24 protein-coding genes and 1 tRNA gene are annotated in these 26,927 nt (G+C 53.5%); 19 read left to right on the top strand and 6 right to left on the bottom strand.

What is annotated here, in order from left to right; all coding sequences use genetic code 11:
- The first annotated feature begins 974 nt into the window (after positions 1-974).
- The 4 genes from RC85_RS02155 to RC85_RS02140 all read left to right on the top strand — a co-directional run bounded on the left by RC85_RS02155 (position 975) and on the right by RC85_RS02140 (position 4,204).
- Entirely contained in the window at positions 975-1,427 is a 453-nt protein-coding gene (locus RC85_RS02155; RefSeq protein ID WP_068258221.1) for a hypothetical protein, read from the top strand.
- A gap of 101 nt (positions 1,428-1,528) precedes the next feature.
- The gene (locus RC85_RS02150) at positions 1,529-2,563 is read left to right on the top strand and encodes a polysaccharide biosynthesis/export family protein (protein ID WP_149752872.1); all 1,035 of its coding nucleotides are present in this window, start codon (positions 1,529-1,531) and stop codon (positions 2,561-2,563) included.
- A 38-nt stretch (positions 2,564-2,601) separates the two neighbouring features.
- A complete protein-coding gene (locus RC85_RS02145; protein ID WP_068258219.1) occupies positions 2,602-3,186 on the top strand; it encodes a hypothetical protein in 585 nt (194 codons plus the stop codon).
- Complete coding sequence (locus RC85_RS02140; RefSeq protein ID WP_160148168.1) at positions 3,158-4,204, top strand: endonuclease/exonuclease/phosphatase family protein; 1,047 nt, start codon at positions 3,158-3,160, stop codon at positions 4,202-4,204. The genes RC85_RS02145 and RC85_RS02140 overlap by 29 nt, the downstream gene beginning before the upstream one ends.
- A gap of 146 nt (positions 4,205-4,350) precedes the next feature.
- Here the strand turns inward: RC85_RS02140 and RC85_RS02135 are convergent, their stop codons facing one another.
- The gene (locus RC85_RS02135) at positions 4,351-4,803 is read right to left on the bottom strand and encodes an NUDIX hydrolase (RefSeq protein ID WP_068258217.1); all 453 of its coding nucleotides are present in this window, start codon (positions 4,801-4,803) and stop codon (positions 4,351-4,353) included.
- A 130-nt stretch (positions 4,804-4,933) separates the two neighbouring features.
- On the opposite strand from RC85_RS02135, the gene RC85_RS02130 reads away from it, so the two are divergent.
- The 3 genes from RC85_RS02130 to pheT all read left to right on the top strand — a co-directional run bounded on the left by RC85_RS02130 (position 4,934) and on the right by pheT (position 9,458).
- Positions 4,934-6,244 (top strand): CCA tRNA nucleotidyltransferase, encoded by a 1,311-nt coding sequence (locus RC85_RS02130; RefSeq protein WP_235033364.1) that lies wholly within the window; start codon positions 4,934-4,936, stop codon positions 6,242-6,244.
- Positions 6,245-6,306: 62 nt separating this feature from the next.
- The gene (locus tag RC85_RS02125; protein WP_068258216.1) at positions 6,307-7,194 is read left to right on the top strand and encodes an OmpA/MotB family protein; all 888 of its coding nucleotides are present in this window, start codon (positions 6,307-6,309) and stop codon (positions 7,192-7,194) included.
- Between the two features lie 212 nt (positions 7,195-7,406).
- A complete protein-coding gene (gene pheT, locus RC85_RS02120; protein ID WP_068258215.1) occupies positions 7,407-9,458 on the top strand; it encodes a phenylalanine--tRNA ligase subunit beta in 2,052 nt (683 codons plus the stop codon).
- A 410-nt stretch (positions 9,459-9,868) separates the two neighbouring features.
- Here pheT and RC85_RS02115 read toward each other — a convergent pair whose 3' ends face one another.
- Positions 9,869-11,194 carry a Gfo/Idh/MocA family protein gene (locus RC85_RS02115; protein ID WP_068258214.1) on the bottom strand — a complete coding sequence of 442 codons (1,326 nt, stop codon included), beginning with the start codon at positions 11,192-11,194 and terminating at the stop codon, positions 9,869-9,871.
- 160 nt (positions 11,195-11,354) lie between these two features.
- Here RC85_RS02115 and RC85_RS02110 point away from each other — a divergent pair, with 160 nt between their 5' ends.
- The 11 genes from RC85_RS02110 to RC85_RS02055 all read left to right on the top strand — a co-directional run bounded on the left by RC85_RS02110 (position 11,355) and on the right by RC85_RS02055 (position 20,656).
- Entirely contained in the window at positions 11,355-11,738 is a 384-nt protein-coding gene (locus tag RC85_RS02110) for a hypothetical protein (RefSeq protein ID WP_084422280.1), read from the top strand.
- A complete protein-coding gene (locus RC85_RS26045; RefSeq protein ID WP_084422279.1) occupies positions 11,735-11,956 on the top strand; it encodes a DUF2256 domain-containing protein in 222 nt (73 codons plus the stop codon). The genes RC85_RS02110 and RC85_RS26045 overlap by 4 nt, the downstream gene beginning before the upstream one ends.
- The gene (locus RC85_RS02105; protein WP_068258213.1) at positions 11,953-12,654 is read left to right on the top strand and encodes an SDR family NAD(P)-dependent oxidoreductase; all 702 of its coding nucleotides are present in this window, start codon (positions 11,953-11,955) and stop codon (positions 12,652-12,654) included. The genes RC85_RS26045 and RC85_RS02105 overlap by 4 nt, the downstream gene beginning before the upstream one ends.
- Before the next feature lie 295 nt (positions 12,655-12,949).
- Positions 12,950-15,163, top strand: a complete 2,214-nt coding sequence (locus RC85_RS02100) for an amino acid permease (protein ID WP_068258212.1) — start codon at positions 12,950-12,952, stop codon at positions 15,161-15,163.
- Positions 15,164-15,493: 330 nt separating this feature from the next.
- Positions 15,494-17,461, top strand: coding sequence for a RecQ family ATP-dependent DNA helicase (locus tag RC85_RS02090; RefSeq protein ID WP_200836781.1), 1,968 nt, complete (start codon positions 15,494-15,496; stop codon positions 17,459-17,461).
- A gap of 131 nt (positions 17,462-17,592) precedes the next feature.
- Positions 17,593-17,665 (top strand) — tRNA-Ala (locus tag RC85_RS02085).
- Positions 17,666-18,345: 680 nt separating this feature from the next.
- Positions 18,346-18,714 (top strand): hypothetical protein, encoded by a 369-nt coding sequence (locus tag RC85_RS02075; protein WP_149752874.1) that lies wholly within the window; start codon positions 18,346-18,348, stop codon positions 18,712-18,714.
- 67 nt (positions 18,715-18,781) lie between these two features.
- Positions 18,782-19,222 (top strand): hypothetical protein, encoded by a 441-nt coding sequence (locus tag RC85_RS02070; RefSeq protein ID WP_068258208.1) that lies wholly within the window; start codon positions 18,782-18,784, stop codon positions 19,220-19,222.
- 48 nt (positions 19,223-19,270) lie between these two features.
- Positions 19,271-19,699: a hypothetical protein gene (locus tag RC85_RS02065; protein WP_068258207.1), complete on the top strand. Its 429-nt coding sequence runs from the start codon at positions 19,271-19,273 to the stop codon at positions 19,697-19,699.
- 26 nt (positions 19,700-19,725) lie between these two features.
- Positions 19,726-20,256, top strand: a complete 531-nt coding sequence (locus RC85_RS02060; protein WP_149752875.1) for a hypothetical protein — start codon at positions 19,726-19,728, stop codon at positions 20,254-20,256.
- Positions 20,249-20,656 (top strand): HEAT repeat domain-containing protein, encoded by a 408-nt coding sequence (locus RC85_RS02055; protein ID WP_068258205.1) that lies wholly within the window; start codon positions 20,249-20,251, stop codon positions 20,654-20,656. Before RC85_RS02060 ends, RC85_RS02055 begins: the two co-directional genes overlap by 8 nt.
- 557 nt (positions 20,657-21,213) lie before the next feature.
- On the opposite strand, the gene RC85_RS02045 is transcribed toward RC85_RS02055, so the two are convergent.
- Positions 21,214-21,402: a hypothetical protein gene (locus RC85_RS02045; protein ID WP_068258240.1), complete on the bottom strand. Its 189-nt coding sequence runs from the start codon at positions 21,400-21,402 to the stop codon at positions 21,214-21,216.
- A gap of 165 nt (positions 21,403-21,567) precedes the next feature.
- Positions 21,568-21,990, bottom strand: a complete 423-nt coding sequence (locus RC85_RS02040; protein ID WP_068258203.1) for a Fur family transcriptional regulator — start codon at positions 21,988-21,990, stop codon at positions 21,568-21,570.
- Between the two features lie 423 nt (positions 21,991-22,413).
- Between RC85_RS02040 and RC85_RS02035 the strand changes: the two genes are divergently transcribed.
- Positions 22,414-23,073, top strand: a complete 660-nt coding sequence (locus RC85_RS02035) for a MerC domain-containing protein (protein ID WP_084422278.1) — start codon at positions 22,414-22,416, stop codon at positions 23,071-23,073.
- Between the two features lie 55 nt (positions 23,074-23,128).
- On the opposite strand, the gene RC85_RS02030 is transcribed toward RC85_RS02035, so the two are convergent.
- Complete coding sequence (locus RC85_RS02030; protein WP_235033366.1) at positions 23,129-24,682, bottom strand: glucan biosynthesis protein; 1,554 nt, start codon at positions 24,680-24,682, stop codon at positions 23,129-23,131.
- Between the two features lie 574 nt (positions 24,683-25,256).
- Positions 25,257-26,477 (bottom strand): glucoamylase family protein, encoded by a 1,221-nt coding sequence (locus tag RC85_RS02020; protein WP_420821382.1) that lies wholly within the window; start codon positions 26,475-26,477, stop codon positions 25,257-25,259.
- Positions 26,478-26,927: the final 450 nt, after the last annotated feature.

The following is a 26,927-nucleotide window of genomic DNA, read 5'->3' as shown; positions in this document are numbered from 1 at the left end:
GACGTCCCCTGCGAAAGGCGACACTTATTCCCCGCTCGTTCCATAGTGCGTTTAGCCGCGTTGGGCATCGCCCCGCGCGTTCGGGACCGCACGACGCGCGGGGCGATGCCCAACGCGGTTAAACGATTTAAAAACCCTTCACGGCGTTGGCTGGAGCCCCAAAAGGAACTGTCCTGAAACAAGTCCGCGTTTGGCGAAATCTTTCGTAGTTGGGCCGGCCAGCTACGGGAAGACCGGGAATTTATATCGGGACTGTTACTAAAGTAGGCCGTAGCGAGTGGAGCGAGTTACGGCAGGGTTTCAGTTGGGTACAGCAAATCATGAACTGAACCCTGGCGGGACCAGCTACGGGAAGACCGGGACTGTTACTAAAGTAGGCCGTAGCGAGTGGAGCGAGTTACGGCAGGGTTTCAGTTGGGTACAGCTAATCATGGACTGAACCCTGGCGGGACCAGCTACGGGAAGACCGGGACTGTTACTAAAGTAGGCCGTAGCGAGTGGAGCGAGTTACGGCAGGGTTTCAGTTGGGTACAGCTAATCATGAACTGAACCCTGGCGGGACCAGCTACGGGAAAACCGGGACTGTTACTAAAGTAGGCCGTAGCGAGTGGAGCGAGTTACGGCAGGGCTGCAAAAAATGTCGTAACTCACTGCACTTGCTACGGCCGACAAAAACGTCTGCCGATTGGCGTGCCTGCACCCACCGGAAAATGTCTTTCCGCCCCTGCTCGCTCGTTTTCGTTTTGTCGTGAAACACGATGACCAATTGCTGATGGATTGCCGGTGGACGATCTACTTGTCTGAGACAGCCTTGGCTTGACGAAATTCAGATTGTTTTTTCGACTTTTTTGGAAAGTCTCACCAACTAAACGGAAGATATGCCGGTTAGGTGGCCGATACCTGCTGACAGGAGAAAAATGTTTCTCAACTGACTCGTCCACCGAACTCCCGAATGTCTGTTTGTTGCAAAACGCATGAACCTCAACTGCCAATCCATGCTGAACTTCACGACGGGCTTTGCAGTCCTGGTTTTGATTGCATTGTTGGCGACACCTGCTGCCGCACAGAATGCATTTCAGCGGCAAGCCGGCGTGTTAGGTGCGATGAGTAGCACGGGCAGTCGCGGGGTGGGCAACCGAGGAACTCCGACGCTTCGATCAAAGACGGTCAATCCGCAGCGTCTTTCGCCTTACCTTGATTTGCTTCGGTCTGATAACAGCGTGCTGGGGCCATACCATTCGTTTGTGCTGCCTCGGCAACAAATCCAACAAAGCATTCGTCGGCAAGCGTCAGAAATTCGTAATCTGCGTCGAACCGTTTCTGAGTCCCCACACGCGACACCTTCACACGGTCGAACTCAAACCGGTCGCGGTGGATCGTTCAATAATCATCTTCACTATTACCAATTCCCTTCGTCCGCTCGCTAAGCAAACGATTTAACGTGTCCTTGATCTGCAACCATTTTCGACAGCTCGCATCGGCGCTGCTAACTGCATGCGCAGTCTTAGCGAGTACCGGTTGCCAACTGATGCAGAATCCAGGCACCGCGGCTCGGCCGTGGATGGCACCATGCGACTTGCAACCACACGACTTTGAACCACACGACGGGGCGTTCGTCGATTCAATGGTTCCGCGTGAATTGGACAAGGTGACTCCGCCGATGTACCGCATCGAAGCACCAGACGTGTTAACGATCGATGTGCAACAGAACGTTTCAGAAGCGACTCACGGATTACAGGCTGGCGATCTGGTTTCAATCAATGTGACAGGAACGTTCCCCGAAGAACCCATCGCTGGTGAGTATCTTGTCGAGTTGGGTGGTCAGATTGATCTTGGTTTTTCATATGGCTTAGTTTCGATCAATAGACTGACGTCTGACCAGGCGACCACCGTCATCGAAAGACACTTGTCAACGCAGTTGCGGCAGCCTGTCGTATCAGTATCGCTGCGATCAGTATCAGGGATTCAGCCGATCGCCGGCGAACACTTGGTTGGTCCTGATGGAACGGTCACTCTTGGGCAGTACGGGTCGGTTCGTGTCGTGGGGCTGACGCTCGACGAGGCGCGACAAGAGATCTCGCGAAAGCTGTCCAGCGAATTTGCCAACCCCAAGGTTTCCGTGTCGGTCTTTGCATTCAACAGCAAAGCGATCTACGTGGTCACCCAAGGCGGTGGACTTGGCGATGAACTGGTGCGTCTTCCCTACACCGGCAATGAAACCGTGATCGATGCGTTAAGCCAAATCAACGGAACCAGCTACGTTTCATCCAGTCGGATGTGGGTTGCCAGACCCAATCGCGATCGATCCAACACGACGCTGTTGCCCATCGATTGGAACGCGATTACTCAAGCGGCGGACGTCACGACGAACTACCAACTGCTGCCGGGCGATCGAGTCTTTATCGCGCACAACAAACTTGTTGCCTTCGATTCTGCGATCGCTAAGTTCACTTCCCCGCTGGAACGAATCCTTGGTTTCACGTTGCTGGGAGCCGGCACAACGGCCAGACTCTCTGGAAACGTGCTAGAAAACAATCTTCAGGGGGCCGGGTTCGTTCGCTGATTTGCGTCTTCGTGAAATCAACGTTAATTCCCGATATGATGAGCCTCCAAAAATTACATCGTTTCGTAGACAGGCCGACCAAGAGTTTCAGCACAACTACCATTCTGTTGGCTTTGATCGTGATCACCAGCAGCGGTTGTCAATCGTTGTTAACCCCGCGTCACGCTGCCCACCAACCCAGCAATTGTGATTCGCTTGACGCCTGCAGTGGATTCACTGAAACCCGCTGGTCGACTTTGGATGGATGCGGTTGGGAAGAATCCTATGCCCCGGTTGAGATGCCAACGAACTACCCGCAATCGCATCACGAGCCAGCGATGCCGATGCAGCAGTACATTCCCAACCAGGATCAGGCTGGCTACGACGACGAAGTTATTCTGGAACAACCAATCCGGGCCGCAAATCACGCCTTTCCACGACACAGATCCAACGTTGACCAACCGATAGAACAGGCCAGCTATCTATCCGCCGCCGACCAGAACGAGAAGGATCCATCGCTTAATGAAGAAGTTTTGGAGTACACCGAATCGTTGGCGTTGAGCCCAGAGTTGGCTGAATTAGAATCCGAAGATGCTCGGCACGAAAAACAGCTCGATGAGATCTCGGTTGAATACTTGCAGTAAAGATTCGCAGGTAAGTTGGAAGCCAAAACTGATTCTTCTGCTCGCCTGGGTCTATCTATTGGCGCTGCTAACGATCACGTATTTCATGTGGTCCCGGTTCAACGGGCATTGGCTGTTAACGTTATTTTTGTTTTCGCCGCGATGGGCAGTCGCGCTGCCTCTGGCAATACTCTTACCGGCGACACTGTGGTTTCGACCTCGCTTGGCTTGGTTCTATGCGGTGCATTGTGCCGTCATCGTTTTTGCTGTTTTAGGTTTTGAACTTCGCGGATTTCAAAAACTAGATGACGCAGCGATGAAGACGCCGGTTCATGTTCTGACGTGCAATATCGGTGGCGGAACTCTTGATGAAGAGGCACTGGTAGCGCTGGTTCGTGAACGAAAAATCAATATCGTTCTGCTGCAAGAATGTCTTCCGCGAACGGCGAAGTCGTTTTACGCAAAGCTTCAATGGAATTACAAGCACCAACATAGTCTGGCAATCGGAAGCTCGATGGAGTTGTCGGATCATCAAATGGTGAATCGACCTCTGCGTCGTCATGCTCGTCCACCGGTTGCGCTGGATTGCCAGGTCCGATTGCCTGATGGCGAAGAGGCACGTTTTGTTTCAGTGCATCTGCCGACCTTTCGGCCCGCGCTTCGCAAAATGCAGGAATTTGATTTTATCAATGGTCCCAAAGCGATGCAGAAACAGGGCCAAGCCTATCGCTCCATTGTCCAACGGCTGCGCGATCACTTGGCAACAATTGAAATACCAACGGTCCTGGCTGGCGACTTTAACGTTCCCATCGAAAGCACTTACTACCAAGACTATTGGGCCAGCATGACCAACGCCTATTCAGAAAAGGGCTTGGGTCTTGGGTACACCAAGTTTACGCGTCTGCACGGCATCCGAATCGACCACGTTTTAGTCGATGAGTGTTGGCAAGTTCTATCGACGCAAGTTGGCCCACACCTAGGCGGCGATCATCGCCCAGTGATCACAAAGCTTGTCAAGATTTCCAGCGTTGAAAAATAGAGTCGAGTGTTAGGATTCGGCACCTTTTCTACCAAACCACATTCTATTTCCAGCTCAGAATGCCGTAACTCGCTTGACTCGCTACGGCCTACAAAAACGTCTGCCGATTTGCTTGCCTTGACTGGTCGGTGGAAGACGAACAGCGTTTACTTCAAATTGATTTCGCCGTTGGCGATCGCGTCCATGAACGTCGGCATGCTGGGCAGGGTGTCTTTGGCGAAATAGATCTCTTCGGCAGTCATCCAAAAGTACTCTTCGACCTCGGATTTTTCTGGAACCGGGACGACCTCATCGGGAATCGTTGCCAGCCACCAAGCCAGCGTCGTGCCCCAGGGAGTGACGCTTCGCCAGCACAGTCGCACGGGTGTGACGTCGATCGCTAGCTCTTCCTGCATTTCGCGAACCAGTGTTTGAACTTCGCTTTCGCCTTTTTCCATGGTGCCGCCGGGTAAACACAGCTTGCTGGGAGCGGTGACAAACTTGGATCTGCGAATGATCAGAAAACGCTCATCACGAACGATCACCCCCACGACTCCTCGCTTTTTACCGAGCCTTGATTGTGGTGTTTGCGCTGGATTGTCTTGATTGCTTGATGTCATCCTTGATGATTCCAATGATGTTATGAATGCCCAGGCTGACGGATTCCCGATCCACTGGGTGCCTTTTAATCCAAGCCGGTTAGGATATCAATCGCAGCAATGAATGCAGACATGTGATTATTCATCAAACGTGCCCACAAAACGCAATTTCAGCGACGAGATCCAGATGTTCGATCAGCAACGAAGCACGAATCGCGATGCTGCTGAAGCATTTCGTATCATGTCGGTGCTGGCCGAAGCAGGCTTTGTGGCACATCTTGCCGGCGGTTGTGTGCGTGATGCGTTGCTTGGCAAAACGCCAAAAGACTACGACGTCGCCACCGACGCAACGCCTGAATCGGTTCGCGAAGTGTTTGGGAAATCTCATACCTTGGCCTTTGGTGCCTCGTTTGGTGTGATCGGTGTTTTGCCAATCAAGTCCGCAAATCAGAATCGTGACGCTCCTTTGACGCCGACCGAGGTCGCTACGTTTCGCAGCGACGGCCAGTACAGCGATGGTCGCCGTCCCGACAGTGTTCACTACGGCAACGCGGAACAGGACGCGTTGCGGCGTGACTTCACGATCAACGGACTGTTTTACGATCCGATCTCAGAATCAGTGATTGACTACGTCGGTGGCCAAGCAGATTTGAAATCCAAAGTGCTGCGAACGATCGGTTCACCGCACCAAAGATTCGCCGAAGATAAGCTGCGAATGCTGCGAGCGATTCGTTTCGCCACCACGTTGGGTTTCCAGGTCGATCCTGCAACGACCGACGCAATCGAACAGCATGCCGCTGACATTTCGGTCGTCAGCGGGGAACGCATCGGTGCGGAAATGCGACGCGTGATGACGTCCGAACATTCCGCCGATGGCTTGCGACGTTTGGTGGAAACCGGTTTGGCTCAGCATGTCATGCCAGGATTGTTGGACATTGATTTCGATCGATTGACACGTTTGCGGAAGCATCTTCCCTGCGACTCGTTCGCAGCGGCACTGGCCTGCGTGGCGATCGCCGGAGAGGCCAGCCATCAGATTTTGCTGCAAACCAGTCGCGATTGGAAATTGTCCAGCGAAGAAACTCGCCAAGCGACTGCAGCGGTCAAGCATCACGCCACCTTGATCCGTGCCGCCGAATTGCCCTGGTCCAAAATTCAACCTGTGTTAATCGATCGCGATCGCGACGTTGTCGTGTCGGTCGCAACTGCGGTCGCCACCGCGGATGATGATGACCAAACCGGCTTGGAGAAAGTTCGCGGCGCGATCCGGTGGCCCGCCGATCGGCTGAACCCGCCGCCGCTGATCACGGGCGATGACCTGCGTGAACATGGTATTCCCGCCGGACCGATGTACCGGATTGTTTTGCAAACGGTTCGTGATGGGCAACTGGAAGGGGAAATTTCGACGGCTGATCAGGCTTGGGAAGTCGTGAAACACGTCTTGTCTAAAAAGCGAACTTGATCTTGGCTGCTAGTTTTCGTAGGTAAACGTTTGAGACTTTAATCCAAACCTGAGGAAACAGGATGTTTTGCTTCCAGCCCACCCTTCGCCAACAAGCCACCAGCCTGCTTTTATCCGCAGCCGTGGTCGCTGTTGCCGCCAGTGGATGCAGCCAAAATCCCTACTTTGCCGGTTCAGGATTCGGTGGACCCGCCGGCGGATCCGGTGCTTGGAACGTGCCGCAAAATGGTCAGGTTCCCCAGTCCGAAGCTCGCATTTCAGAACTCAGTCGTCGTGTTCAATTACTCGATGACAACAATCGCCAGCTTCACACTCAACTGGCCCAGACTGAACAGCAAACGCAAGTTTATCGAGACGAATCAGAACTGCTGCGAAAACAATTGGCGGAAGTCAGCAACCAAATGCAGTCCACCAAAATGGCCGCGCGGCAAGCGGAGGATCGTGTGCGTGGCATGCAAGCGTCCACCCAATTGCAGCCTCGCGTTCGCGGTGAAGCGGCGATCACGCCAAACACCAACATGTCGCAAATGGTTTCGCGGTTGAACCTAGGCGGGATTCCCGTCATCGCCGATGGAAACGTGATTCGGATCGTGATCCCGTCGGACCAATTGTTTCAACCGGGAACCGCACAACTGCATCCGCAATCCGCGGCAACGTTGGACCCGATCGCCGCGCAGCTTCGCAGCGTCTTTCCCAAAAACCGAATTGGCATCGAAGGCTACAGCGATAACGGGCCACTTTATGGCGGCGCGGTTTCGTCCACGCATCAATTGACTGCGACGCAGGCCGCCGCCGTGCTGGACCTGATGACTCGCCGCGCCGGCATGCCGCCAGGCCAATTGTTCACGGTCGCCCAGGGTGCCAACAATCCACGGCAATCCAATGACACCGCCGCCGGTCGGGCCGCTAATCGGCGAATCGAATTGGTGATCTATCCAGAGAATTTGTAGCGGTCAGGTTTTGAGAATGGGCGGCTGGGAATTGAGATAACCACGGATGGCTTTCGTGGGACCACGGATGTGTTGGATGCCGTCATGTGTGTTTTTTAGCTGCGGTCCCGCGAAAGCCGTTTGTGGTTGAAAAAGGGACGCAATTGTTCTGGCTGCCGATTCGATCTAACATGGCCGCCTGAAATACACCTGTTTCCCCGCGGTTACCGACCATGCTTGTTTCGCTGAAGTGGCTCTCTCAATACGTCAAGATCCCCGTTTCGCACGAAGAACTCTGCGATCGACTTTCGCTGACGGGGCTCAACCACGAAGAAACCATCGAGATCGGTGGCGATGTCGTCATTGATTTGGAAGTCACCAGCAACCGTGGCGACTGTCTGGGCCATCTCGGTGTCGCTCGCGAAATCGGTGTCCTCTATGACGTGCCGGTGAAAACGCCGCAGCCGAAATTGTCTGAATCAAAGACGACGGTGGATTCACTGCTGAAGGTTGAAAACCGGTTCATCGACGCGTGTCCTCGTTACACCGCGCGAGTGATCCAGAACGTCAAGATCGGCCCCAGTCCTGATTGGTTGGTCGAGGCACTGCAAAGTGTGTTTTGGAAACGCAAGTTCGATGGTTCGATCGAGCAATATCAGAGCGTTAACAACGTCGTCGATGCAACCAACTTTGTGATGATGGAATGCGGCCAACCGCTGCATGCGTTTGACTACGACAAAATTACGGATCAACAGATCGTCGTTCGCGCCGCAGCGAAGGGCGAGAAGATTGAAGCGATCGATCATCACGATTACGAACTCGATTCGTCGATGTGCGTGATCGCCGACGCCAAGGCACCGTCGGGGGTTGCCGGTGTGATGGGTGGTGCCGCTAGCGAGGTCAATGATGCGACCACCAACCTGGTCATCGAAGCAGCCGACTTCACGCCGCTTTCGATTCGCCGCACTGCCAGAACTTTGAAACTGCAAAGCCCATCTTCGTTTCGATTTGAACGCAAGGTCGATCCGATGGGTATCGATTGGGCCAGTCGCCGCGTTTGCGAAATGATCGTCGAATTGGCTGGCGGTGAAGTTGCCGCGGGAATCATTGATACCGCTGCCGATATTCCAGCACGATCACCGGTCGTGCTGCGGCTTTCGCAAGTCGAGCGAATCCTCGGCATCAAGATTGATCGCGAAGAGATTGTTCGCATCTTGACCGCTCTTGGTTGCCAGTCCACTGACAAGAAAGATTCGCTGGACTTGGTTCCACCAACTTGGCGGCATGACCTAACGCGGGAAGCTGATTTGATTGAAGAAGTCGCACGCATTTACGGTTACGAAAAGATTCCGGAAGACGCCCCGATCCCCGTGATGCCAAGTTCACGGCGAGACTTTGACACCGCCGTCGATCGAGTTCGCAGTGTCATGACGGCTGCCGGTCTAAGCGAAGCGATGACACCAAGTTTGGTGACCGCAAAGCTAGACGATTCTGTCAGTCCCTGGACCGACCAGCCAGCACTGCAAACGCAAACTGCGATGCTGAAAGGATCCAAGCGACTTCGCCGAACCTTGATTCCAAGTCTGGTGCAAGGTCGCGCGGCGAACTGGGCTTCGGCATCGATCGCGGCCGACTTGTTCGAGATCGCGCACATCTATGTTCCCGGTGCCAAGTCGTCTGATTTGCCGAGCGAAGAATACTCGTTGGGAATCGTTTCCGGTTGCGACTTCTTTGCAATCAAGGGCGTACTGGAAACTCTGTGTGAGCGAATGGGAATCCACGGTCGTTTGGAAGTCAAGCCGATCGATGGTGATGGTTTCCGAAAAGGGACGCTGGTTGAATTGGCGATTGGCGAAACCAAGCTCGGCTATCTGGGAATGCTAAGCGACAAAGAACTGAAGGCTTGGAAATTGCCCGATGCCGTTGTGGCCGCCGAAATATCGTTGCCGACTCTATTGAGTTTGGCGGGGCTGGTTCCGCAGCAGCAATCGGTCAGCATGTTCCCATCGATCCAACGTGATTTGAACTTCGTCGTCGCCGAATCGGTTCGATGGAACCAGATGGAAGACGTCGTCCGCGCGGCCGTCGGCAGCGAGCTGGCTGGCGTGCGGTATCAGGAAACGTATCGCGATGAAAAGAAGGATGGCAAGGATCGCAAACGAGTGCTGATGACGGTGCAGTTGCAGCGTCACGATTCAACCCTCAGCGGCGACCAAGCCGACGAACTGGTCGGCAAGGTGATCACGGCCTGCCGAGAAAAGTTGTCGGCAGAGTTGTTGTCTTAGGAACTGTCCTGAAACAAAATCCGTATTTGGCGAACTCTCTCGTAGTTGGGCTCTATCAGTCCCGGAGGGACGAAAGCTCAGTGCCGGGTGCGTCAGCACCCGGATACGATGCAACAAACAACCCTCTCAGCCTCGATCGGCGGCAAGATCCGGGTGCTGACCGGCCTGTCGATCAAATAGTAGATCCAAATTTATAGTCGCCTTTTGCTCCGCAAAAGCAGCGTTTGTGGACGCGTCTTTCGCGGAGCGAAAGGCGACTATGATTTCATCGACAGGCCGTGATGCACCCGGCACCGAGCTGTCACTGCACTGCGGCTAGGTCGGCTGGTTGGCGCAGCATTCATGGCGTTATCTAAGCCGGGCGTTCTCTCACACGCCTGCGGCTCACGAAAAAGACAATCAGATAGCTTCTACCCAAACGGCTTGTACTTGCCGGGGACTGGAATGGGGTAGATCCCATTCGCATCAGGTCTGGCCGATTCGGGCACTGGCGAATCGAGGGAGAAATCGTCGATGCCGGGTGCCAAGTCGCCGCCCTTTTCCATCAGCTCGTCCCACTTGATAATCTTGCCGCTGTAACAGGCTTCGCGTCCCATGATCGCGGTGAAGGTTGAATGGGCACCGTATTCACCTTCGTTGTAGATATCACCACGCATCAACGCGTCGATCAGATCGTGCTGTTCTTGTTGGTGGCCGTTGAGTTGTTTGCCGGTGTACTCCCAAGCGTTTTCACCTTTGATCCAACCCGATGGATCGGCGGTTCCCTTGGTGCCTTGAACATGTTCGCCGACGTGAGTCCAAGACCCGGCGAGGTGACGTCCTTGGCTGAACATTTTGGAATCGTCGGCAAACGTGTATTCACAAAACGTGTGGTCAAAAATCTGTGACTTCGACGCATCTCCATCGACTCGTTGCTCGCGTCCACCCATTCCATTGCACTCGACCGGATACATGTTCTTAACCCAGCATCCGACATCCAAATTGTGGATATGCTGTTCGGTAATTTGATCGCCACAAATCCAATTGAAGTGATACCAATTGTTGCACTGAAACTGCATTTCGCTTTGGTCTTCTTTCCGATTGCGATACCAGATTCCGCCACCGTTCCAGTAAACCTGTTGCGAAACCACTTCGCCAATCGCACCATCATGAATGCGTTCGATCGTTTCTTTGTACTGAGGTTCGTGGCGACGTTGTAAACCGACGCCGACCATCAAGCCTTTCTTCTTTGATTCCTCCACCGATTTCAAGACGCGGCGAATCCCCGCCGGGTCTGTTGCAACTGGCTTCTCCATAAAGATATGGCGACCCTTGTTGACCGCGTATTCAAATTGCTGCGGTTTGAAACCTGGGGGTGTCGCAATCACGACAAGATCGCAATCGACATCGATTGCCGCTTTGTAACCTTCCAAGCCAGAAAAAACGTGGTCTGGTGGAACATCGATTTTGTCTGCGTAGGCTTTACGCCCGAGAGTCTTCAACGCCTGCTGGGCGCTTTCAGCAAACGCGTCGTGAACCGCAACCAGCTTTACGTTTCCCTGCGACTTGAAAATGTTAACCATCGCGCCCTTGCCTCGTCCTCCGCAGCCGATCAGGACAATGCGGATCTCATCGGATCCGGCGGCGTGAGCTGTCTTCGCTACCGAAGCACTTAGCGCAGTTGCACTCAACGCAGTTACGCCGGCAACAGCGGTGGATTGCTTTAAGAAAGAACGGCGGTCAGAATTCTGAGGCATCTGCTAGTCTCGCGGGTTTCGAAGAGTAATCGACAACGCTGGATTATAAACCACGCTTTGAAGCATGGGGAAAATAAATGGTAGCTTGCGCCCTAATTCACCGCCCGCAATTCAGCGTCTCACGGAGATATGGTTTGCCATCGCGCTACCCTAAAAAACCATGGAAAGTGATATCCAATTTACCGAAACCGAAATCCAGCTTGCTCGGCAATTACGTTCTTTGGGTCTTCCCTGGACACCGATGCCAGGCCAATTTGTGCTCGACGAATCAGGGCTGGTGCAGCGTGAATCGCCTTTTCAGTCCGGCGTCTTCTTTGTGCTCAATTACGAGTACTTCATGAAGATCGCCGGGGGCGTCGATCGTTTTCGCGAGATCATGTTGTGGTTGCCGACGTGGGAAGAATGTCGAAAACTGCTTCGTCAGATGGGCGTGAACGATGCGCAAGTTGCAAAGCACTTGATTGATTGCGGTGGCTTGGAAGACGGCCAGGAACGTCGACGGCTTTACGAATTGATGGTCCAGCACTTGGGGTCGAATGCATGAGCGGCCCGGTCAGTGAAAGTAAAAGGCGTGAAAGCAAAATCTGCGTGGTATGTCAGCGACCTTTCCAATGGCGAAAGAAGTGGCAGCGATGCTGGGACGAGGTGAAGTATTGCAGCGAGCGGTGCCGGCGTTCTACGCAGAGTCGTTCGCCTTCACCGTCCGATTCGAAGCAAACAAACTCGAAAACTACACTCAAAGATTTAAAGAAGAATAGATGACTCAAAAGAATTATGTTGTCGTTGGTGGCAGCCACGGAATTGGATTTGGATTGGTCGGGCGTTTGCTCGCACGCGACGCTCACGTGACCGTGTTATCACGGACGTCTGAAAATCTTGCCATCGATGGCGTCACGCATGTGCCCTTTGATGTCACTGCGGATGAGATTGCGGCCGATCAACTTCCATCAGTGATCGATGGGCTGGCCTACTGTCCCGGATCGATCAACTTGGGACCGCTACGGGGCTTGAAAGCGGAATCGATGTTGGCGGATTTTCAGTTGAACGTGGTCGGTGCGGTCAAGTGCGTCCAAGCTTCGCTGGCGGCAATGAAGGCGGCTGAGCGTTCGTCGATCGTAACGTTCAGCACCGTTGCAGTCGGGCAAGGTTTGCCAATGCACGCTTCGGTCGCTGCGGCCAAGGGAGCGCTAGAAGGATTGTCCCGATCACTGGCCGCTGAACTTGCCCCCAAAATTCGCGTCAACTGCATCGCACCATCGCTGACCGACACTCCGTTGGCGTCAAAATTGTTGTCGTCCGATGACAAGAAAGCGGCGATGGGCAAACGTCATCCTTTAGGCCGAATCGGCACGGTCGATGACATTGCAGCGATGGCCGAATTCCTGATGACGGATTTATCGACGTGGATGACCGGCCAAGTGCTTGCCGTTGACGGCGGGATGTCGTCGTTGCGGGTGTAAACAAATGAGCAATCGCAAAACTTGACCTTCAACTTTTTCTTAAACTTCAACTATCACGACGAAAGTTTAAGTTTAAGTTTAAGTTTAGGTTTACGTTTGAGTTTAGGTTGAAGTCCAAGTTTACGTTTGAGAATGAGATAACTACACAGCCTAGCAGCGTAAGCAAGGGATTTACGATATCCCTTGCTTACGCTGTGGGTTGCGAAAAATCCCCAGCTTCAAGAAGTCAGTTGCCCTGACCTCGCACCCTGATCCCTGTCACCGTTTACCGCTTTCTGGTAACACTGCCACGATCATGGCAAACCAAGAACGACACATCGGATTATTCGGAGCCACCGGCGTCGGCGTCGGTGCGATCGTTGGCGGAGGAATTCTTGCACTTGCCGGTGTCGCGTTTGCCACCACCGGACCGTCAGCGATCATCGCGTTTGCACTCAATGGCGTCATCGCTGTTTTGACGGCGCTCAGCTTCGCCGAAATGGCATCGAAGTTTCCTGAATCGGGTGGGACTTACACGTTCGCCCGCAAAGTGCTATCCGTCGAATCGGCGTTCACTGTCGGCTGGGTCGTTTGGTTCGCGTCGATCGTCGCGGCCGTGTTGTACGCACTTGGGTTCGCCAGCTTTGCGATCATCTTTGCCACCGAAATTTGCATGGCTGTTGGGTGGTCAACCGACTGGGCGATGATGTCTGGCCTACCGTCAATCATTGCAATCACCACGACGATCTTTCTGTCATTGTTGTTGATCCGCAGCAGCGGCGGTGGCGGCGACTGGGCCAACATTGCCAAGGTAAGCGTGTTCGGAATCCTGATCATCGGCGGACTGTGGGCGGTGCTGCGGCAGGATTCAACCGAGACCGTGCAGTCGATGCAGCCGTTCTTTGCCAACGGGCTGGGCGGTTTGGTTCAGGCGATGGGATACAGCTTTATTGCGCTGCAAGGTTTTGACTTGATCGCAGCGGTCGGCGGCGAAGTAAAATCGCCGGCCAAGACGATTCCCAAAGCCATGATCATCTCGCTGGTGATCGCGATTTTGATTTACCTGCCGCTGCTTTTTGTGATCACGACCGTTGGCACACCATCCGATCAATCGGTCACCGAAGTCGCCGCTGGAAACCCGGAAGCCATTGTTGCAGTCGCGGCGAAAAACTATTTGGGGACGCCCGGTTACTGGCTAGTCATTATCGCTGCGGTGTTGTCGATGTTCACGGCACTGCAAGCCAACCTGTTCGCGGCGTCTCGTATCGGTTTGGCCATGGCGCGTGACCGAACGTTGCCAACGGCGATGTCACGAGTGAACCCCAAACGGGGAACGCCGGGCGTGTCGGTGATGATCACCGCGATTTTAGCGTCGGTGTTGATGGTGGCTCTGCCCGATGTGGCTGCCGCCGGTGCAGCGTCTAGTTTGATTTTCCTGATCACCTTCGCCACGGCGCACTGGTTGTCGATTTTGGTGCGACAACGCAGCGAAGACGATCCGCCGCCGTTCAAATCACCGCTCTTCCCAGCGGTCCCGGTCATCGGCGGTGTTGCATGTTTGGGCTTGGCAATTTTCCAAGGTATCGCGGTTCCGACCGCCGGTTTGATTGCGACGGCGTGGCTTGGAATCGGCGGTCTGCTATTCCTGACGTTGTTTGCTCGCAGCGCTCGTTTGCGAGACGTTTCCAGCATCGCCGCCAATCCTGAATTAGTTCGGTTGAGAGGCAGCACGCCGTTGGTGTTGGTTCCGATAGCCAATCCAGACAACGCCGATTCGATGATCGCGCTAGCGGACACGTTGGTTCCCCGCGGCGTGGGCCGAGTGCTGCTGCAGACGATTGTGGTTGCACCAAACGATTGGTCGCCGGATTTAGATGACGCACCGATTGCTCGGTCGCAGGCCGTTCTTCGTGAATTGATTGCCACGTCAACTCGGTTGGGCGTGAAAGCGGAAACGCTGATGTCGGTTGCCACTGAACCGATGGAAGAAATCTCAAGAGCCGCACGGATGCACCGGTGCGAATCGGTTTTGTTGGGGCTTAGCGAGATTACTGAGGACGCATCGGGTTCGCCAATCGAAGGCCTGCTGAGTCGTTTGGAAATGGATGTGGTCGTTCTGCGAGCTCCCAAAAACTGGCAACTCTCCGAACGACAACGCATCCTGATTCCCGTCGCGGGACGTGGCGGGCATGACCATTTGTTGGTACGGATTTTAGGCAGCCTCGCTCGACGACAAAACTGCGAAATCCGTTTCCTAAGAGTCATCTCATCAAGCGCTCCTGAATCCGAACGACGGAAAGCCAAGCGGGAACTGCAGCGGTTGGCGGGCATCAATTACAGCGGGGTCTGCCAATGTGATGTTGTGGTCAGTGACGATGCCATCGCAGCCGTCGTCGAAGCATCCAAGGAAGCGGGCTTGATGATTTTAGGTGTGCAGCGAATCGGAAAAAGAAAACTGTTCGGCCGATTCACTCGCCAGGTCTCCGGTCAAACACAGTGCCCTCTGATTGTGATCAGCCGCCGTTCTTAGTCTCAAAACGTTAAACCGCGTGCCCAGCGGCTAGGTAGTTTGATTCGCGTTTTAATCCCAAAGTTCGTTTGACGTTTTGTGGATTGATGTAGGCCGGAACAAGCCGCTTCGGCGCAGTTCCGGCAATCCAACGTAGATCAATGCAATTGCCGGAACTGCGCCGAAGCGGCTTGTACCGGCCTACAGGAGCTCCCGTGGCCGGCCCAGCCACGACGAGGTTGGCGATCGATTGACAAACTTATTCATAGAATTTCCTTGACCCGGAACCGAACATGCGTACACTACCCGCCGGCGATCAGCGTTCTTGTCCATCAAAGAAGGAATTGTGGGATGAATCAAGCAGTGCAGAACAAAACGGCAGGAGTAGCCGTCATGGGTGACCCGAAAAGAATACTCGCCGACCAATTCGGACTGCCCGATTTCCGTGATGGGCAGCTTGCCGTCATCGATCGTTTACTGGCGGGAAAGAACGTTGCCGCCGTCTTCCCGACTGGCGGTGGAAAGAGCCTGTGCTATCAACTACCCAGCCAAATGCTCGAAGGCACGACGGTCGTGGTCTCGCCGCTGATCGCGCTGATGAAAGACCAATGTGATGCGTTGGCGGCACGCGGCATCAAAGCGGCTCGGCTGGATTCCTCGCTCACGCCCGAAGAGTTCCGCAGTTCGATGCAGGGCATTCGCGACGGTTCGATCAAGTTGGTCTACGTTTCCCCCGAACGATTCTTTAACGAACGATTCCTAGCGACCGTTGGGTCGATGCATGTATCGCTGTTCGCGATTGACGAAGCCCACTGCATCAGCCAATGGGGACACAACTTTCGTCCCGACTATTTGAAGCTTGCCGAACTATCCAAAGAACTCGCTGCCGAACGAGTGCTGGCATTGACCGCGACCGCGACGCCAGCGGTTTTGCAAGACATTCAAGACGCATTCCATATCGCAGACGAAGATGCGATCCGAACGAAATTCCATCGCCCCAATTTGCAATTGGTCAGCCAAGTTGTTGATTCATCCAACCACTACGAAACCCTGCTCGGTCGATTGCAGCAGCGTCCAAGAGGTTCAACGCTAATTTACGTGACGCTTCAGAAAACGGCGGAAGAGATCGCTGGCCGTTTGACCGAAGATGGAATGCCAGCAGTCGCCTACCACGCCGGATTCAAACCCGAAGAGCGAACTGCGATTCAGGAGGAGTTCATCGGTTCGGCTGACGGCATCGTGGTCGCCACGATCGCGTTTGGCATGGGCATCGACAAGTCAGACATTCGTTATGTCTATCACTACAACGCACCGAAATCACTGGAATCTTACGCCCAGGAAATTGGACGCGCCGGGCGAGATGGCGATGATTCGGTTTGCGAACTGTTGCTGAATCCTAATGACCGCACGGTGTTAGAAAACTTTGTCTACGGTGACACACCGTCGCGTCATAACGTCGGCCGGTTCATCGACCTGATGTCCGGGCAAGCAGATTCGTTTCACATCTCGCACTACAAATTATCGTTCGAGACTGACATCCGAATTCTGGTTGCGCGGACACTAATCACTTACCTCGAACTAGACGGATACATCAAAGCAACCTCGCCGCGCTACGACAGTTACAAAATTAAGCCACTGGTCACGTCCAAGAGTATTCTTAGCCACTTCAAGGGCGAGCCGCGTGAATTTGCAGCAAACTTGCTGGGTTGTCTGACCAAAGGCCGAGCATGGTTCACGCTCAACACGATTCTGACAGCTCGTCAATTGAAATGTGATCGCGAACGAGTGATCAAGGCGATCGAGTACATGAGCGAACAGCAGTGGTTGGAAATTCAAGTTTCCGACTTGGTCCACGGCTACCGCTGGTTGCGTCGTCCCGACGACAACAAAGTATTGGCGGACGATCTATTCGTGCGACTGACGCGTCGCGAGCATACCGAAGTATCACGATTGGACGGCATTTTCGACTTGGTGAAGGCCGAGTCGTGTCAGGCGGCGATGTTGTCAGATCACTTTGGCGAATCGCTGTCCGAGCCATGTGGCCAATGCAGTTCATGCACCGGCGATGGACCGTATGTCATTCCGGCACCGACTTCGCGTCCGCTGGGCAGTAGCGTTGGGCGAGTGATCGAAAACCTAACGCAACAATACCCTGACCATTTCACGACCGCCCGCGACCAAGCCCGTTTCCTATGCGGCCTATCCTCACCCGCCATGATCCGAGCCAAGCTGACCCGCAACGAAAGCTACGGTGTCTGCAGCGGCATCCCCTTCCCCGAAGTCCTAGCCCAATTAAGCGACCAATCCCAGGACGGTTAGCGAATGCAACATGGGATTTTTGCCAAAACCAAAACGATCAAAATAAGCAGCCTCTTGACGCAATCAAAATCCACCTGATACCCTCTGCCCTCGCAGCATTCCAATATCGGATCGCCGCAAACCCAAATTCCGGGGGATTAGCTCAGTTGGGAGAGCGCCTGCATGGCATGCAGGAGGTCATCGGTTCAAGTCCGTTATCCTCCACTCTAAAGCCGCTTGTGAAATCACAAGCGGCTTTTTTCGTGCGCCGAAGTTATTCCAAGGCAACGAGTTACGGCGTTTTATGACTTTCGCCCAAATGTAGCGGTGGAGTGCAGTGTCGGATTCTGTGTCGTGTAGACTTCGCCAACTATGAATCACCCAACGCCAAAACCTTCCGTGGAAAAGTCCCCAAGCCAGATAAGCGTGGCTACGTTCGTCCCGAGATTGGCGACAAACGCTTCACCGTAAAGACCACTGAACTTTCTTGTTCCAGCTAGTGAACCAAAATAGAAACCAGACTCCGACTGGAAACAGAAAGAGTAACGAGAGCACTACAACAACTGGATTGGAGGCCCATGGCTTATTCCGTTGGTCACCAATCGTCAGCTTTTGCCAGAACACTCGCAGATTTCGCCAGAGTGTCTTTATCCATGCTGGATTTTGCTCATCGCCGACAGCGAGTCTGTGCCAAAAGCTCTGAAAGAAAAGTTTGATGTCTTGTCGTTTTTCGTCGGGCAACCAACACGACTAAATAGCATCGGAGGAAAACATGTCTGAAATCAAAAAGATCGTTGAGGAAACAATTCGTTCATTTCGCAAGAACGAACTCGTCGAGGTGTCAGGTCTGACGGTCACGATAGACGAGCTTGAGCGGTGCTGCGCCGTACTTCAAGGACTCGGTGATGACTTCGCTGAATCGACTCAAGAGATCGACTCAAGAGATCGAATCAATCATCGAAGAACTAAAGATCGCCAAGAGCATCGGATACACATGGGGATTCGATATCGAGATCTACTTTCACATTATTCGGCTTCCGACCGAAGATCTCAGGGCGTTGCTGGAGAATCTCTGCCCCAAGGTTTCAATCAGTGATGAAGACCTCGATGTGCTCAAGCAGACAATGCTTAAGTACCGGAGGAAACCGATTGGCACAGAAGAGAACCAGCGAACCTTGGGGATTTTGGAGCGTCTTTCCGATGGAGCGGACAACGAGCAATTGGAATCCCAGTTGGTCGCAATGATTCCACTATTGGAACTCGCCCAAAAGTAACACCCGCTTGAAGGGGCAGCGGTTGGCACGTTGCCGACCACTTGAAATTTTCCTTTGGAGACGAGATATGCTGTTGCGAGCGGAACCGATTGGCCATCCACCTTCTCGGCGATGGATCATCCAAGACATCAAAAAGAAAACCGTTTGGGACGGTGAGAAGTTCGTGGAGGATTGGGAGAACGGCAGACTATACGCACACCCAAGTGATGCGTGTTCTGACATGGCTGATATTCTCAAAGAGTTCTACAGTGGACTAGGGCCGAAGCGAACACTTGTGGTTCCTATTGAAATCGAAGTTTATGGATCGGCAAAGCCAAGCAAGATTGCACGATACCTGTATCAAGCGGCTGTCTTGAATATGCGAACTCATGATTATGGGAACGGTCCTGGAGAGTGTTTGGTATTGCCGACCATTCACTGGGGAAAGATTCGAGAGATCAATGAATCTGCTTTGGAAACGGATGTTGATTTTGATTTGGGGCTGGAGGGATCGGATGAGGACGAGTAGAGGCGTTGAAAATCGAATCAAATCACACAGAGGGAGACGACAATTTTTTTGAAACCACTCGAAGTCGGTGAGAATTTCGTTATCTCAAGACTCAATGATGACACGTTTTGGGACGGCTTTAGATTCGTCGATGATCTTGCATCTGCCAAGCGTTTTGAATCTCATTCGGGAGCAATAATTGAGATTTGCGAAATCGAGGATCAATATGGCGAATCAGCGAAGCAACGGACTTACATTCTTCCGGTCACAGTCACAGTGACCGGAAATGTGACACGCAACGAGATAGGTGAATTCCTCGAATCGGCGGCGAAGCTGATCATGAATCGAGATGACTTTGGAAATGGTCCTTCGCCGGAAAGCTACGTTGAGCCAGAGATACATTGGCATTTTATTAAAGAGATGCCAAATCGTCTTGATGAAGATCCTGACGAGCCAGACTTCTCATGGGGTTACTTCATAGATCCCGATGACCTGTAAATACTACTTGCCATGGAGAGCGAGCTATGCGTACTTCAAGATTCAAAATTTTCGTCAGAGCCACCGTGATCGTGTTCATCATCTACATGATGATCGCATGGGCATGGAACTCGATGACGAACAGCAACTTCTGGAAGCCTTGGGAAATGGCAATCGCCGCAGCCGTGTCGGTGCTGTTCTATGGCGGGTTTTCTTGGTTCGTTACAAATTTTGGAATGGGTTTGTTTTTTGGCAGGAATCCTGAGTATCGAGCGTATCGAAATAGCGGCGGCGATCCGTTCTTCGATTCGTTGCCTTGGTTATTCAATCCTGATTCGGAGACTGTTCGTCAATCAGGAATGGTTGAACCTGACACAGACTTCGTTCCTCCAGCAAGCTGGCAGTTCCACTGTCCTCAATGCAACGCAAGAGTTCAGCATCGAGTTGATGTCTGCTGGAATTGCCGTTACGGCCAAGACAGCGACAACTCGGCATATTTTGATCGGTACGGTGATGTGAGACCTCCTGAGATCTCCGAGGAGAAGTGGGCCGAAATCAAGGAGCGACAGAATGGTTGATTTAGAAGAAGTCATCGATCAGTTGTGGTTACACGCAACTTTCGAGCAAGATCCGTGGACAGAGGATCGAGCGTTTGCTGCCATCAAAGACGACGGCGATGTCGCAATCGACGGTCTGATTTGGGCTTTAGGGCAGAAGGATTTGGAAGTCAAACTTCTGGCTTTGTGCTTGTTGAGACAGTTCGGCCCGGAAGCCCAAAGAGCACTGCCAGCGGTCGTCTATTGTCTAGGTGATGAGAATCGGTTGGTGAGATTGGTGGCAATGGAGACTGCTGGGCATTGGGGAGAAGCTGCTGAAAGTGCGATGCCGATGATTCTGCGTAATTTGAAATCGGAGGATGATTTGGAAAGCGTGTTTGCAGCAGAGAGCATTCGGCGGATTGGCCGGGTGCGAGTTTGACATTGAACCAGTAATGACATTTTTGAATCAAAAAACAGCGAGATTCGACTTATCACAATTGTCGGATTTGGTGTCGGATTTCACTTTCGTCGGAACCTGCAAGTCGTTGGCAGGCAACGCTTTGCGTCAAGTCGGGATGCGTTCCGTTATCCTCAATTCGCGTAGCCCCGTAAAACACGTTGGAACTTGATTTCCACCGTGTTTTGCGGGGTTTTCTTTTGGGCTTTCCGAAATTTTTCGGAGAAGGGCGTCTGCGATGCTTGCTTGTTTTGTTTAGCCGCGCGGGCATCGCCCCGCGCGTTTCGTTCTGGGTGGACGCGCGGGGCGATGCCCACGCGGTTAAACGATTTAGAAATCCTTCACGGCGTTGGGCATTGCCCCGCGGGCTGAGGGCCGCACGACGCGCGGGGCGATGCCCACGCGGTTAAACCCTTTACGGCGTTGGGATCCAGCCGATTAGTTTGCCTGCATCCCTTCCTTGAAACCCCAATCGCTAAGCGCTACTGATCACTAGGCGTTACTGATCGCTGGTTCGACAACGCGGTTGCGTGAACTGACTACTTTGACAACTTCTTTTTCGCCGTCGCCAGTCCCTTTGAAATGGTGTCTGCCAATTCAGTGGCATCCATGGCCGCGAGAACAAGAAACGATTCACTGAGAACTCGCTTGGTTTCCGAAGCCGAGATCGCAGTCTTGTCTGTGTCCACTCGACGGGACACTTCGTTGTAGAAGTCGGTCAGTTTCATCGTTCTGGTCCTTTGTTGGTCCACGTAATCGGGGAAAAGAAAATCGCTTCTAAACAACTTTATCGTCGAACGTTCTTGCCGTGCCAACCCCATCGTGGCGTTACGCCGGGTTTGGGGCAGCGCCAGATCAACTCGCCTGGAAATCGCTGGCTGGGTTCTGGTTTACTAGCGGCAGGCATTGCAATGTCCTCGCAATAGAATCTCGGTCACTTCACCGAACTTCTCGCTCGCTCGCATGCTGCCAGCGGTCAGTTTGACATCGTCCAAGCACGAGACCGTGCCGCAATCAACGCACAAAAAATGCGGATGCGCGCCGTCGTGATCATCAGACACCGACTCGAATCGCCAAACGTGATCGCCGACTTCGGTCCGCCGCAACAAACCGGCCTCGACCAAGTCGTTCAGGTTACGAAACGCGGTCGCTTTATCAACACCGCTGGATGCCAAATGATCAGCCACCACCGAATGAGTTAGCGGGGCGGCGGATTCGCGAAGCAATTGTAAGGTTGCCATTCGCGCCGGCGTGGCTCGCAGCCCCGCGTCGCGAATCGCCTGCTTGACCAGATCAAGCGATTCATCGTTGGTCATCTTGGATTCTCTTTTCTGGAATCAATCGAAGACCACGCATCCTAAGCGTTCGCAAAAGGTATGCAAGTGCAGAGTTCAAGGCAGATCGGTATTGGCGGTGGGCAGATGTCCAATAAGGATCGAGCCAGAGAATTGATGTGGGGCAGCCATCCGGGTGCTCGCGCACCCGGCAGGGAGCTGCCGACCCTCCGGGCCTAAGACGCAGTAACTGATGCGACGTCCCGAGCGAAACGCGACTATAAAAAGTCGTACGTTCCTAAATGGCAGAAATCCACGGCTTTGACTCATATCAGATGCACATGAGTTGCATATGGGGTTGACGGGTTCGTCCAGATCGAGATACTTGCATAAGTGATGCATATACAGCACATAGCCGTTAGCCGACGCTTTCACATGGCATAAAAAACAACCAGGATTTGCGAAATGAAACCGGATCAACCTTCTCTGACGCGATTGCCGATCGCTACGCAAGGGTTAGCGACATCATCGGTGGCCACGATTGAAACCTCGTCCCGCTGGCAAGACTATATCGGAATCGTGGCGTCGATTGGGTGCGCGATTCACTGCGCGGCGATGCCGTTTGTGATCTCGTTCCTGCCGGCTTTGGGACTGAGTTTTCTAGCCGATGAAGCGTTCCATCGCTGGATGGCGCTAGCGTGTTTCGTGATCGCGATGGCTGCGTTTGTTCCCGGCTTTCGCCAACACCGGCGATTGGTGCCCGGCGCGATTGCAGTGGTGGGTTTGTCGTTGATCACAGTTGCCGCCTATGGTTTCGCAGGCGATTGCTGTGCGTCTTGCGAGTCGCCGACCGAGCCGAGCTTAACCGCAGTCGCATGCACCGATGCCTGTTGCGAAAAATGCGTCGCTGATCAGGAGATCGCAGATTTGGATTTCGCTGATCAGGATTTCGCTGATCAAGATGCAGTTGCTTCAATCGCGCCACCGGCGTTTCTCACCGGACTTGCTCCCTGGATTACACCGCTGGGCGGCATGTTGTTGGTCTCCGCTCACTTGCTGAATCGACGCTATGGGTGTTTGTGCGGATGCTGCGAAACGGAACCCTCGTCAAAGACAACCTCCTGATGGCGATTCTTTCAACCGTCTTTGAAGTCTTGGACAACCGCTCCAGCGCGGAAGCCTATTCCTGACGTGTGTAAACGGCCGGGTAGACGAACTCTGGTTCAGTCGGCGGCAGAAGATACTGGAAATTCTCGGACACCGGTTCTGTCCCGCTAAAAAGTTGCCACTTCAATTCTACCGGCGCTTCCTCCGATGGCGTCACTTTCGCTGTCACTGTCCAGTCGCCTGATTCGCTGCGAGTCAGCACAGGTTCTGACATGGAACCACGGACAAGTTCGGATTGAATCCTTGGTGGCGATGACTCTGGCAATACTCGAAGTGCAGGCCCCGCAAAGCGAACCTTGACTTCAACAGAAGGCGCGACTTTAGATCGATCAACACTCAGTTCAATTGCTTTGGCAAGGACGTTGTGTTCGCTTGGGTCACCAGCAAAAAAATCAATCGTGTAACCAAGCGATACAACATCCTCTGGTCCTGGAATTTTATCGGGAACCCAATAGGCTCCCAAATTATCAACTCCTTCATGGGCCCCCGGAAGTTCCAACAGTTCAATGTTGCCGCCGCTCCATGGCTGATCAGGCGTTACCCACACGCTGGGGCGTTTGTCGTAGCGAGCGTTGTGATCGTCATAGTGAAGGAATTCGCGGTCGCGCTGGATCATTCCGAAACCCAACAATTGATCGACTCCAATCGACGTGACTGATGGATAGGACTGTCGAGCAAACGCGCGCCACGTCCATCGCTGTTTTGCGGATCGAACTAGCAGCCCATCGCTGTCGTGAACGGACGGGCGAGCGTCTTTGGGTGGCCGCTTTAAACCGTCACCCCACATCCACATGCTAGTGATCGGTGCAATGCCTAGTTTTTCGGGATCGCTGCGAAAGTAGAGTTTTGCGTCGACGTGAACGCGAGTGATCTCGTTGCCGGGTTTGAGTCGAAACTGATAGGCCCCGGATACACTGGCACTGTCCATGTGAGCCAAAACGGTCAGTTCGTCATCGTCACGCGATGGCATGCGGATCCAAAAGGCGCGAAAGTCTGGAAACTCTTCGGCCTGGTTCATGGCAATGTTGATTGCCAATCCGCGAACCGACGCTCCGTAGACACAATCGGCACTGCGAGCGCGGAAGTAGCTGGACCCCAGAAAACTCAGAACCTCTTCCGCATCGGTTTGACCGGGGAATCGTCCGACGATCTTGACGCCCGCATGTCCCGCGTCGGGAATGGATGCTGCGTCCAACGGCGGCGCATAGTTGAAATCTCGTTTGGAGAATTTAATCCGTTGACAAACGGGGGCGCCGTCACTGGCTGGGATCAGGGTAAATAGGTCAACGAAATCAACTTGCACGAATCCGCGATGAAACGTTTCCAGCCAGAACGGGAGTTGCTGATTGAACCAGGTGGCTCGCTGCGACTTGAACGACGTCTTGATGTAGTCGTCGTAATTCCAGGATGCAAGTGGCTCTGGCAGCGGCGGCGTTGGCGCGACGGGCTTCTTGCTGAGTGCTTTCGCCAGAACGCAGAGCTGATCAAAGTTATGGACATCGGTGTAGCTTTGGATCGCCGGCGCGACATCGGGAGCGTCTGCTGATGCCTGGTCTGCGGAGATCATCCAGGCCAAAATCCAACAACTAATCAATACGCGAAGCATCTAGCGGAGCCTTAAAGAGAATAAAAACCTTGCAGTTGCATTCTCTTGATAAGCATGCTCTCACGCAATTGGTTCAGTTTGCGTCTTCACCGATTCGCACCGCAATCGTTTTAGGAACTTTCCCAGGGCAAATACCGTCTTTGGCGAAATCTTTCGTAGCTGGGCCCGCCAGGGTTCAGTCGGGTACAGCTCAACACCGTGAAGAGTTTTGGTCCCGGAAAACACGAGTTTGTTCGTTTAGCCGCGTGGGCATCGGCCCGCGCGTTCGGGACCGCACGACGCGCGGGGCGATGCCCACGCGGTTTAACAGTTTAGAAACCTTCACGGCGTTGGGTGCAGTTCCTGATGGACTGAACCCTGACGGGCCCAGCTACGGGAAAACTGGGAAGTTGTTTCTGGATCGTTGCCCTAGTATTCCGCGTCACCTCAATTTTCGGGTAGCGAAACTCGCCAAGAGTTTCGGCTACGAGGGGGACGCCGAAAGTCTACGCGACTTCCGCTACCTCCTAACCGAAGATTGAGCTGACATGGACTACTAGGCAGCAGGTCGAAACCCAGCACGGTCCAACGCACGACTTGCAGCCGGGTGCTGCATGAAAGGTTGCCAAACGCTTTCCGCCAGTAAGTTAGCAGCCGACAACAGCGTGATTCCGGTGTCGATTCCGATCACATCGCGTCCGACCCAGCCGGTGGCAGGATTAAAGGCGTTTGCGAATCCGAATCGTCCGTAAACAGAATGACCAAAATGCTCTCGTTGGTACATCAGCGTTCGCATGGACTGTCCGGGGACCACCGCCAACGCGCCGCCCGCGGCGCTGGGCACAATCGTCCCGTCGATGCCACGTTCGGGGAACGCAGCACCGTCTTGATATGGCCCGCCCCAATCACGGTATCCCGTTGCACTGTCGCTGCTGGTGATCCCCCAAAGATCATCGCCGTAGTGCCGGTGTGATGTGCTGTTTCGCGATAACGATTTTAGGTATTCAATCTGAGCGTAGTGAGCCGTTTGGGAATTCTCCCAATAGCTGCGACCACTTGGGGACACAACCTTTCGGAAATCAAAGAAGGTGTGTGGATACTGATGAACAAACAGCGGCGGATAACTGAGGAACGGTTGGCCGTTGTGATGCAACGTCTTTGACCGTCGCCATGCGTTCCAGCATTCGCCGGGAATCTCATTTTCAGGAGCCCCGATGGCAAGCAGAACCAAAATCGTAAGTTCGCTAAACGTGTCCCATTGATGCGGCAGCAAGCCTGTTTCCGGCTTCCACCCCATGTGCAGGCAACCGTTTCTGCCCAACATCGCTTTCCATTGAACGCGACGATACAGTCGATCGGCCATCGAAACGATTTCTGAATCATCGGCAAAGACCTGTGACGCGTGCATCGCACCAGCCACTAGCAACGCCGTGTCGATCGTCGAAGCTTCGCATTGCATCGCCCGCTTGCCGGTTTTCCGGTCAACGAAGTGATACAGAAAGCCTCGTTCATGCTCCGCCAAATCCAACAAACTGGTTAGCATTTGGCGAACACGATCTTTCGCCGACGATGCATCAGTCCATCCTTTGGTCACGGCGACACCGTGGCCAGCTAATGCAAAACCACAAGCCGCCGAACTTGAATGATCGCTAAACCCGCTGCCGTCTGTTCGGCCGCGGTCCGCCACCAAACCGGTCACTGGATGTGCTGATTCGATTAAGTATCGATAGCACCTTTGTCCCAAGTCATTCAAGAACTCGGTTTGTTCCTGCTCCACAGAGTTGCTCCAAAAATCTGTTTGCCTAGGAAAGTCCGAAGCAAATGATGATTTGGCTGCAGGAAGCAACGGTGACGTTGCTGCAGCCAAGCCACTCAATAATACCAAGCGACGCTTCATACGATTTATGAAAATAGGGGTGAATGACGAAACAGGAAAACACGCTAAAGGCGTTATCGGCGTCACTGATTGCCGATAGAGGAATTTTAGTTCCTTTTGAGGGATGTGGCAAGATGAAAGTTGAGTCAGCGATCTGGGTGGATCTGAGTTCGACCTAGGTGACCAATAACCGTGCAACCGAGTGCCTGGGCAGCTAGCAGACTGGGGGGAATCGCTTTTCACCTCAAGTCGATTTTTGGACGAGCAGTCACAAAAAGAAACAGGCGGGAAGGCGCATCGATCGCCCTTGGAAAGCTGAGGGTGAAGACATCTCCCCCTTGCCGCCGCAGT

This window comes from Rubripirellula obstinata (assembly GCF_001642955.1).
GTDB lineage: Bacteria > Planctomycetota > Planctomycetia > Pirellulales > Pirellulaceae > Rubripirellula > Rubripirellula obstinata.
This window is presented reverse-complemented; position numbering and strand designations above follow the sequence as displayed.

Coding starts and splice junctions, on each gene's coding strand:
- RC85_RS02155 (WP_068258221.1), top strand. CDS start 975: ATGAACCTCAACTGCCAATCCATGCTGAACTTCACGACGGGCTTTGCA.
- RC85_RS02150 (WP_149752872.1), top strand. CDS start 1,529: ATGCAGAATCCAGGCACCGCGGCTCGGCCGTGGATGGCACCATGCGAC.
- RC85_RS02145 (WP_068258219.1), top strand. CDS start 2,602: ATGAGCCTCCAAAAATTACATCGTTTCGTAGACAGGCCGACCAAGAGT.
- RC85_RS02140 (WP_160148168.1), top strand. CDS start 3,158: ATGAGATCTCGGTTGAATACTTGCAGTAAAGATTCGCAGGTAAGTTGG.
- RC85_RS02135 (WP_068258217.1), bottom strand. CDS start 4,803: ATGACATCAAGCAATCAAGACAATCCAGCGCAAACACCACAATCAAGG.
- RC85_RS02125 (WP_068258216.1), top strand. CDS start 6,307: ATGTTTTGCTTCCAGCCCACCCTTCGCCAACAAGCCACCAGCCTGCTT.
- pheT (WP_068258215.1), top strand. CDS start 7,407: ATGCTTGTTTCGCTGAAGTGGCTCTCTCAATACGTCAAGATCCCCGTT.
- RC85_RS02115 (WP_068258214.1), bottom strand. CDS start 11,194: ATGCCTCAGAATTCTGACCGCCGTTCTTTCTTAAAGCAATCCACCGCT.
- RC85_RS02110 (WP_084422280.1), top strand. CDS start 11,355: ATGGAAAGTGATATCCAATTTACCGAAACCGAAATCCAGCTTGCTCGG.
- RC85_RS26045 (WP_084422279.1), top strand. CDS start 11,735: ATGAGCGGCCCGGTCAGTGAAAGTAAAAGGCGTGAAAGCAAAATCTGC.
- RC85_RS02105 (WP_068258213.1), top strand. CDS start 11,953: ATGACTCAAAAGAATTATGTTGTCGTTGGTGGCAGCCACGGAATTGGA.
- RC85_RS02100 (WP_068258212.1), top strand. CDS start 12,950: ATGGCAAACCAAGAACGACACATCGGATTATTCGGAGCCACCGGCGTC.
- RC85_RS02090 (WP_200836781.1), top strand. CDS start 15,494: ATGAATCAAGCAGTGCAGAACAAAACGGCAGGAGTAGCCGTCATGGGT.
- RC85_RS02075 (WP_149752874.1), top strand. CDS start 18,346: ATGACTTCGCTGAATCGACTCAAGAGATCGACTCAAGAGATCGAATCA.
- RC85_RS02070 (WP_068258208.1), top strand. CDS start 18,782: ATGCTGTTGCGAGCGGAACCGATTGGCCATCCACCTTCTCGGCGATGG.
- RC85_RS02060 (WP_149752875.1), top strand. CDS start 19,726: ATGCGTACTTCAAGATTCAAAATTTTCGTCAGAGCCACCGTGATCGTG.
- RC85_RS02055 (WP_068258205.1), top strand. CDS start 20,249: ATGGTTGATTTAGAAGAAGTCATCGATCAGTTGTGGTTACACGCAACT.
- RC85_RS02045 (WP_068258240.1), bottom strand. CDS start 21,402: ATGAAACTGACCGACTTCTACAACGAAGTGTCCCGTCGAGTGGACACA.
- RC85_RS02040 (WP_068258203.1), bottom strand. CDS start 21,990: ATGACCAACGATGAATCGCTTGATCTGGTCAAGCAGGCGATTCGCGAC.
- RC85_RS02035 (WP_084422278.1), top strand. CDS start 22,414: ATGAAACCGGATCAACCTTCTCTGACGCGATTGCCGATCGCTACGCAA.
- RC85_RS02030 (WP_235033366.1), bottom strand. CDS start 24,682: ATGATCTCCGCAGACCAGGCATCAGCAGACGCTCCCGATGTCGCGCCG.